Origin of the sequence: Stieleria sp. (assembly GCF_041595215.1) — a bacterium.
Classification (GTDB): Bacteria; Planctomycetota; Planctomycetia; order Pirellulales; family Pirellulaceae; genus Stieleria; species Stieleria magnilauensis.
The window spans coordinates 1-6,802 of the sequence record NZ_JBFHKV010000401.1 but is presented as its reverse complement, the minus strand read 5'-3'; the positions used below and the strand labels follow the sequence as shown (position 1 = coordinate 6,802).

At 59.7% G+C, this 6,802-nt stretch carries 6 protein-coding genes; 3 read left to right on the top strand and 3 right to left on the bottom strand.

Annotation, left to right across the window (positions count from 1 at the left end):
- Window positions 1–333 precede the first annotated feature (333 nt).
- A complete protein-coding gene (locus tag ABX749_RS16280) occupies window positions 334–783 on the bottom strand; it encodes a type II secretion system protein GspG (RefSeq protein ID WP_145208748.1) in 450 nt (149 codons plus the stop codon).
- Window positions 784–1,508: 725 nt separating this feature from the next.
- Between ABX749_RS16280 and ABX749_RS16275 the strand changes: the two genes are divergently transcribed.
- The 3 genes from ABX749_RS16275 to ABX749_RS16265 all read left to right on the top strand — a co-directional run bounded on the left by ABX749_RS16275 (window position 1,509) and on the right by ABX749_RS16265 (window position 4,497).
- Complete coding sequence (locus ABX749_RS16275; protein WP_372896902.1) at window positions 1,509–2,990, top strand: hypothetical protein; 1,482 nt, start codon at window positions 1,509–1,511, stop codon at window positions 2,988–2,990.
- Window positions 2,991–3,124: 134 nt separating this feature from the next.
- Window positions 3,125–3,673: a hypothetical protein gene (locus ABX749_RS16270; RefSeq protein WP_372896901.1), complete on the top strand. Its 549-nt coding sequence runs from the start codon at window positions 3,125–3,127 to the stop codon at window positions 3,671–3,673.
- Between the two features lie 38 nt (window positions 3,674–3,711).
- Window positions 3,712–4,497, top strand: a complete 786-nt coding sequence (locus ABX749_RS16265) for a class I SAM-dependent methyltransferase (protein ID WP_372896900.1) — start codon at window positions 3,712–3,714, stop codon at window positions 4,495–4,497.
- A 166-nt stretch (window positions 4,498–4,663) separates the two neighbouring features.
- Here ABX749_RS16265 and ABX749_RS16260 read toward each other — a convergent pair whose 3' ends face one another.
- Complete coding sequence (locus tag ABX749_RS16260) at window positions 4,664–5,017, bottom strand: nucleotide pyrophosphohydrolase (RefSeq protein WP_372896899.1); 354 nt, start codon at window positions 5,015–5,017, stop codon at window positions 4,664–4,666.
- Entirely contained in the window at window positions 5,014–6,273 is a 1,260-nt protein-coding gene (locus tag ABX749_RS16255) for an FG-GAP repeat domain-containing protein (protein ID WP_372896898.1), read from the bottom strand. The genes ABX749_RS16260 and ABX749_RS16255 overlap by 4 nt, the downstream gene beginning before the upstream one ends.
- Window positions 6,274–6,802 lie beyond the last annotated feature (529 nt).

The following is a 6,802-nucleotide window of genomic DNA, read 5'->3' as shown; positions in this document are numbered from 1 at the left end:
GGGCGCGAGCCCTCCGGTAGTTGGGATAACGCCGTGAAGCGTTTTTTAGCGGCAGGGCGCGAGCCCTCCGGTGTTTGGGATAACGCGGTGAAGCGTTTCTTAGCGGTAGGGCGCGAGCCCTCCGGTAGTTGGGATAACGCCCTGCCGCTAACACCTCGCAAATCGCAGATGAGCGACCGGAGGGCTTGCGCCCTGCCGCTAACATCTCGTAAATCGCAAGGAATCAATGCTTGGCGGCGTGGCATCTCAGGAGCGGGGTCCGTGTCCGGGATGGAAAAGTCGGGCGGCGGAACCCTCTACATCTCTGGCGAGCGCGGCGACGATGCGTGCCGCCTACGGCGTCACGACGATGTCGTCCTCGGTGTTTTTCTGGCCGTCGATGCCTCCGCTGCGGAGTTCGTAACTGTTTCCGTTGACGCTGTAGTCGATGTCATTGCCCCAGGCGTCTTTGGGGATTTCGGTGATGATCGGCGCGACCCACTTCGCCTTCTTGGCCGCATCGGAGGGTCCGTCACGGAGTTCTTCTAGGGTTTGCGGCAGGCTGTTCATGCGGATCTGGAACATGTCGATGTTCGACTTGAGCATCTTCATCTGAGCCATCGTCGCGTCGGCATTGGCGGCCTGACCGGTCCCCACGACGTTCACCGCGACGATGCCACCGAGGACCACGAGAATGGCGAGCACCAGCAACAGCTCGAGCAGCGTGAACGCGTGTCGGGCGGCACGACGGTGATGGCGACGGCGACGGGTGGAAGCGGCAAACGGGGACGATGGACGTGACATGGATTGGATTTGCATGAGTCTGGGAAGGGTTCCGAAAGGGGAAAGGGGCTCCGCCCGTTTGATCACCAGCGGACGTGCGAGGGGGTCGGTCGACCCACGCCGCGTGTGAGGCCTTGCCTGGACGAGCAGCGACAGCGTACCAGCCCGGGGGGGCGATACTCGAGGTGCTCTTTGTATCTTAACCACTCGCCCACCAAAAGGTTCCGCGATTTAACCAACAAGCCGCTGGCGGGCGACTCAATGGAACCGGTTTACGCCCGACCCGACGCGGAAGTTGAGGCAGACGACGAGTGCGGAACAGGGGGCAGGTACCGTTGGTGTCTAGCCTTGAGGCGATTCCCGGTCGCTGCTTCGCAGCGACAGTGGGCGGCTAAAGCCTGCACACCAGCGCTGATGCCCGTGCCATTGGTACCTGACCCTGATCCGCGGCCGAGATTTCTCTCCCAAGATTTGCCGCCGAGGATTGTTCGCTCAGCCCCCCGGATGTCGCCCAATCAGACAGGAATCACCTGTCTTGGCCGCTCGGGCGCGCTAAAACCCGCTCAGTCGGACCGGGAAGCTGGGTTATTCTCGGGCAGAAATGCTAGAATGACGCAGACTTGTGAATATTCTGTGGATGGATTTCCTGCCGTTTGCCGCTCTCGTTCGATGGCGCCGACCGGTAGGTGAGACGTCCATCCAGTCGGTTTCTCGTATCCTCTCCACTTTTCGCTCGGAAGTTTCCCATGGCGGCACGCGACGATTCAGTCATTCGCGGCAGCTTAATCACCTGTTTGATTCTGCTGGTCCTCTCCCTTGCCCTGAACTTTATCCTCTGGAGTTGGGGAAGCGGCCAAGCGGAAGAACGGGCGACCATTGCCACTCGCCTGACCGACGTCTCAAACGGTCTAAAAAACGCCGAGGAAAAGAACATCACGATGCAAAAGATGCTCGGTGCCGAGCAGATGACCCAGGACGAATTCGATTCCTTTGCCAACAGCAGCAGTGGCGATCCGGAATTCGACGCCCTGGCCACCCAGTTCCATAACGACATGCAGGTGTTCGGCCAAGACGTCGGCATCCAGGACCGCCACTACGGCGCGCTGGTCGATTACTTCATGAACGCGATCCGCGACCGCAACGAACAATACGGGGTCGCCCGCGACGACGCCAACAAGATCCGGGCACAAGCCGCCGCCGATGTCGCAACCGCCCGTGCCGCACAGCAGAAAGCGGAAACCGAACGCGAAAACCTGGCGAAACAACTCGAAGACGAGCGAACGCAATTCGCCACCTATCGAAACGACATGCTGACCAAGATGGAGCAGGCCAAGGACAGCAAGACGAAGAGCGAACGCGAATTGCAGGCGTTCCAACGCAAAGCCGGCACCGAAGTCAACAGCCTGCTCGCCCAGACCAAAATTCTGGAAAACACGATTGAAACGCAAAAGCTGGAACTGAACAAGCTTCGTGGAGGCAGGTTCGAAACCGTCCAGGGCGAAATCCGCTACGTCCTCCGTGGCGGCAAGATCGTCTCGATCAACCTGGGCTCCGCCGACGCGTTGCGACCGGGGATCACCTTCGGCGTGGTCGATCGCGATGACACCGCGCGGCTTCAAGACGCCGACATCAAGGCGTCCATCCAGGTCACCAAGATCCTCGGCCCCCACTTGGCCGAAGCACGCGTCGTGGCGATGCCCCAAGTCGGCAACCCGATCATCGAAGGCGACGCCGTCTACTCGCCGTTTTGGGCACCCGGACGGACCGTACGCATCGCCTTGGCCGGCGGCATCGATATCGATGACGATGGACGCCCTGACAACGACATCCTGGAAGGCATGATCAAAGCAGCCGGTGCGGAAATCGCGGACAACGGCGAGCGGACCGGCCGAATCGACCCCAGCGTTCGCTTCCTGGTCGTCGGTGAATCGCCGCAAATCGAAGGGCGTGACGAAGAAGTCGCCGCCGCCGAATTGGCGGCACTCGGCGAGGCCAAGCAACGGGCGACCGAAGCCGGTGTGACCGTGATCCCCGCCTGGAAATTACAGGCCTATCTCAAGACGCTCGATGATTCGTTGACCACGCCGTTCGGGTCCGCGGTGCGTGGCGAAGACTGGCAACCCGAGCCGGTCCCAGGCCCCGCGCGTCGTCGACCCGTCGATCTACCCGACATGTTCAAGCAACAAAAAGAACGGGTGCAGCGGACCAACGAAATCGTCAGTCCCTAAGCAACCAATGGGAAGAGGACCGGGACAGGCTTCCAGTCTGTCGACGTCGGGAAAGCCTGGCGACCGGCCCTTACTCTTCGCTCGGTGACAACGTTAGACTGATGGCATCCCATTGTTCACTTTGAGGTGCCATCATGACCAACCATGTCTTTCGATTCTCGCTCGCCATCCTGGCGATGGGTTTGATCGCTTCGGGGACCGCGTTTGCCGACGAAGCAACCTCGCGAGAAACCCGATTGGCGAAGTACTTGAGTGGAACTCAGTTCATCGGCAAGTTCACCGTCGATGGAAAGGACGGGGCGCCGAAAACCGAAGCCTACACGATCAAGTCGTGCGAAAAACTTCCCGCGGCGGATCTGTATCGGTTCACCGCGCGGATCAAGTACGGCAACGTCGACCAGGAACTGCCGATGGATCTAAAAATCTTGTGGGCCGGCAATACACCGGTGATCACGCTCGATTCGTTGTGGATCCCCGGCATGGGCACCTTCGACGCCCGCGTCTTGATTCAGCCCGGTCCCCAAGCCGGTCGCTATGCCGGAACCTGGCAACACGGAGACCACGGCGGGCACCTGTTCGGGAAGATCGTTCCCCTCTCTGAAGACTCCGCTGATAACGCGGCGGAGAATGCGGCCGAAAACTCCCCTGAACCGGCATCGGAAAACGGCGGCCGAGCGAATTAAGAGTCCGCGTCTTTGGCGGCGCAGTTACGTTACACCACTTGAGCATCACCTTGGCAAACTGGTACGACCACCCCCAATACTTCGACATGCTGTTTCGAGAAGAGACGCCGGTCGAAGTCGCTTTTTTTGAAGAAGCCTTCCAGCGGTTTGCCGAGCGCAAGGTGCGGCGTGTTTTTGAACCCGGTTGCGGCAGCGGACGGCTGGTCGTCGCGATGGCCGCCAAAGGGTACGACGCGACGGGGCTGGACCTTAGCGACGCGATGTTGAACTACATGCGCCGCAAGCTGAAGCGACGAAAGCTTCAAGCGACGTGCGTCAAGGGCGACATGACGCACCTGCAGTTTGACCAACCGTTCGACGCGGCGTTTTGCACCTACAACACGTTCCGTCACCTGCTGAGCGAAAAAGACGCCGTCGCCCACCTGCGCAGCATGGCCGACTCCATTGCCACCGGCGGCTTGTATATCTTGGGCATGCACCTGGTGCCCGAAGAAGACTACGAAGCGGTCGTCGAGCGATTCAAAATGAGTCAAGCCGGAACGACGCTGACGACCACGATCAGTGTTCCCCACACCGACGAAAAGAAACGCCTGGAAACCCTCCGCGTCAAACTGAAAGCCGTCAAGTCGAGCGGGGAGATCATCCGCATCCAAAGCGAGTTTCCCTTGCGGCTCTACACGCCGACGCAATTGAAACGGCTGTTCAAAAAAGTCAGCGACCAATTCGAGTTGGTCGAATCGTTCGATTTCGCTTACGACATCGACGATCCGCTACCCTTTGACAAAGAACTGCTCGAAGGCCTGTTCGTGTTGCGCAAGAAGTAACTGGGGTAAGCATCTTGCTTGCCACCCTCGCCGGCTCCGCCGGCGGACTTGTGACGGAAACGTAGGTCACGCTGTGCGTGACAGAAACGTAGGTCACGCTGTGCGTGACAGACGGCATGCACAGCATGCCCTACGCTGCTGCAACGCAAGCTGGAAGCTTACGCCACTACTGCAATTTCTTGTTGCTGCGATGGCGATCGTTGTCGCGTTTGGTTTTCTTTTCCAAATTCGCTCGCAGCGCTGCGGTCAGATCGATCCCCGACTGGTTGGCCAGACAGATCGTCACGAACAGTACGTCGGCCAACTCATCGGCCAAGTCGCCGGGTGGATCGCTCGACTTGTACGATTGCTCGCCACAGGTGCGTGAGAGAATCCGCGCGACCTCGCCGACCTCTTCGACCAGCTGCGCCAAATTGGTCAGCTCGTCGAAGTAGCGAACGCCGATGGTTTGGATCCAATGGTCCACCTCGTCCTGTGCCTGACGAAGCGTGAGCGGCGGCTGGGCGGCGGATGGACTCATTGGGCCAACAACAGATACGTGCCGCTTTTTCCGGCCACGGCGATATCCACTTTGGAGTCCCCGTTGAGGTCTTCGGCGACGATCTGCAATCCACAGCCGACGTGACCTTCGTCGATGGTGTGACGCTCGAACGATTTGGATTCTTGATCCCAGGTGTAGTAGTACAGACACGGCGGCTCGTTGCCGCCGGGATCACGGCTGTTGTGGGCGTAATAGCGTTTGCCGGTGATCAGATCTTTGTTGCCGTCTCCATCCAAATCCACCCAAGCCAGGGTGTGGGGCTGACTGTAGCTGGAATCAATCTCGTGAATCTGAAACTGAAGCTTGCCGGTTTCCTTGTCCGGATCGGTTTGTTCCCACCACGACAATCCATAATCGTGTCCCTTGCCGATGATCAGGTCGCTATCACCGTCGCCGTCCAAGTCGGTCACGATCATCGGCAGCGAGCTGTGCAAATCCCAGTCGGCGTGAAAGATCCAGGGTTGGCCCCAGGGATCCGATTGCGGCTGTTCATACCAACCTTGGCCGACCAAGACATCGGTTTTCCCGTCGCCGTTCAAATCACCGACAGCCACGCCGTGGCCATTGGCGGATTCGCCCAGGGTATGGCCGACGAGCGAATACTTGGCCGAGTTCTCTGGTTTGGCAGCGGCTTTCTTGGCGCCCGGCTTGCCGGCTGCCTTGGTGTCGTCGGCCGCCGGTTCCTGATCGCCGGTTCGGTCGATCAACCGATAGACCATCATCGGGCAATCCTTTTTCCAACTGTTGACGATCCATTCGGGCCGTCCGTCGCCGTCCAAGTCTTCAAACAGCTGACCTTCGTTCTGCGACTTCTTGGTGTCTTTCAACAGGTGAGCCGGCCATTGTTTTCCCAATCGCAACGCTTCCTCGCCGGGGTTCTCATACCAGTAGACCTCGGTCGGTAAAAACGATCCGGCGATGACATCCAACCGGCCGTCGCCGTTGACGTCAAACAAATAGTCGCCGTTGCTTTGCACATACCCGTTCCAGTCATCGATGTTGCGAAGCGGTCGCGCCGCCCAATCGCCGCCCTTGTACCACTGGCGACCGGCCACCAAATCGGTCACGCCATCGCCATCGACGTCGCCCGCGGCAATCCCCTCGTTGGCATCGAGCGCGAGCATTCGCACGGAGAATTCAACCGGTTTGCCGGCATCGGCCTCGCCGCTTGTCGCCAGCAAGGTGCACAAAATCGGGGCAAACAGAGCGAGACAGAGCGAGATCCGTGTGGTCATGGCGGGAGATGCGGGTGGGGAGTGGGAAGAAAGCAAGCAGGCGACAATCGCCCGGCCGAAACGGCAGCGGGCCTGTCGCATTCTATCTTATCCCTTCTCCGTTCTGGCCTGTCGACTCAATCGATGTTCCGAAATCAACGCCATGACGCCACGCGCGACGCGTGGGCGAGGGGTGCTGCGTGGACTTTTGCCAACGCGTGCGGGCTTGAATCGACAGGCCGGTTCGGGGGCGGAGACGTCATGGACCGCCAGCTTACCGAGTCTACCGACATCCCCCAGACGTCCGAACCGTTGCCGTCGCCGCAAACGAAAAAGATCGAGAAATGCGGGAAAAAACTAAAGAATGACGTCCTTGAATCCTAGGAAGACCGGACCACATGCGGCATGATGGTGCCCGTCACGAGCAAGAGTGTACTCAGGGGTCCTGGTAGCTCACGGACACCCGCGAGTCGCCGGCGACGACGAGCGTCCACGCGGTGTCACCGGGTGATGCCAACCCCCGCTCGGTGCGAGTCCAGTCCGTCGGGGT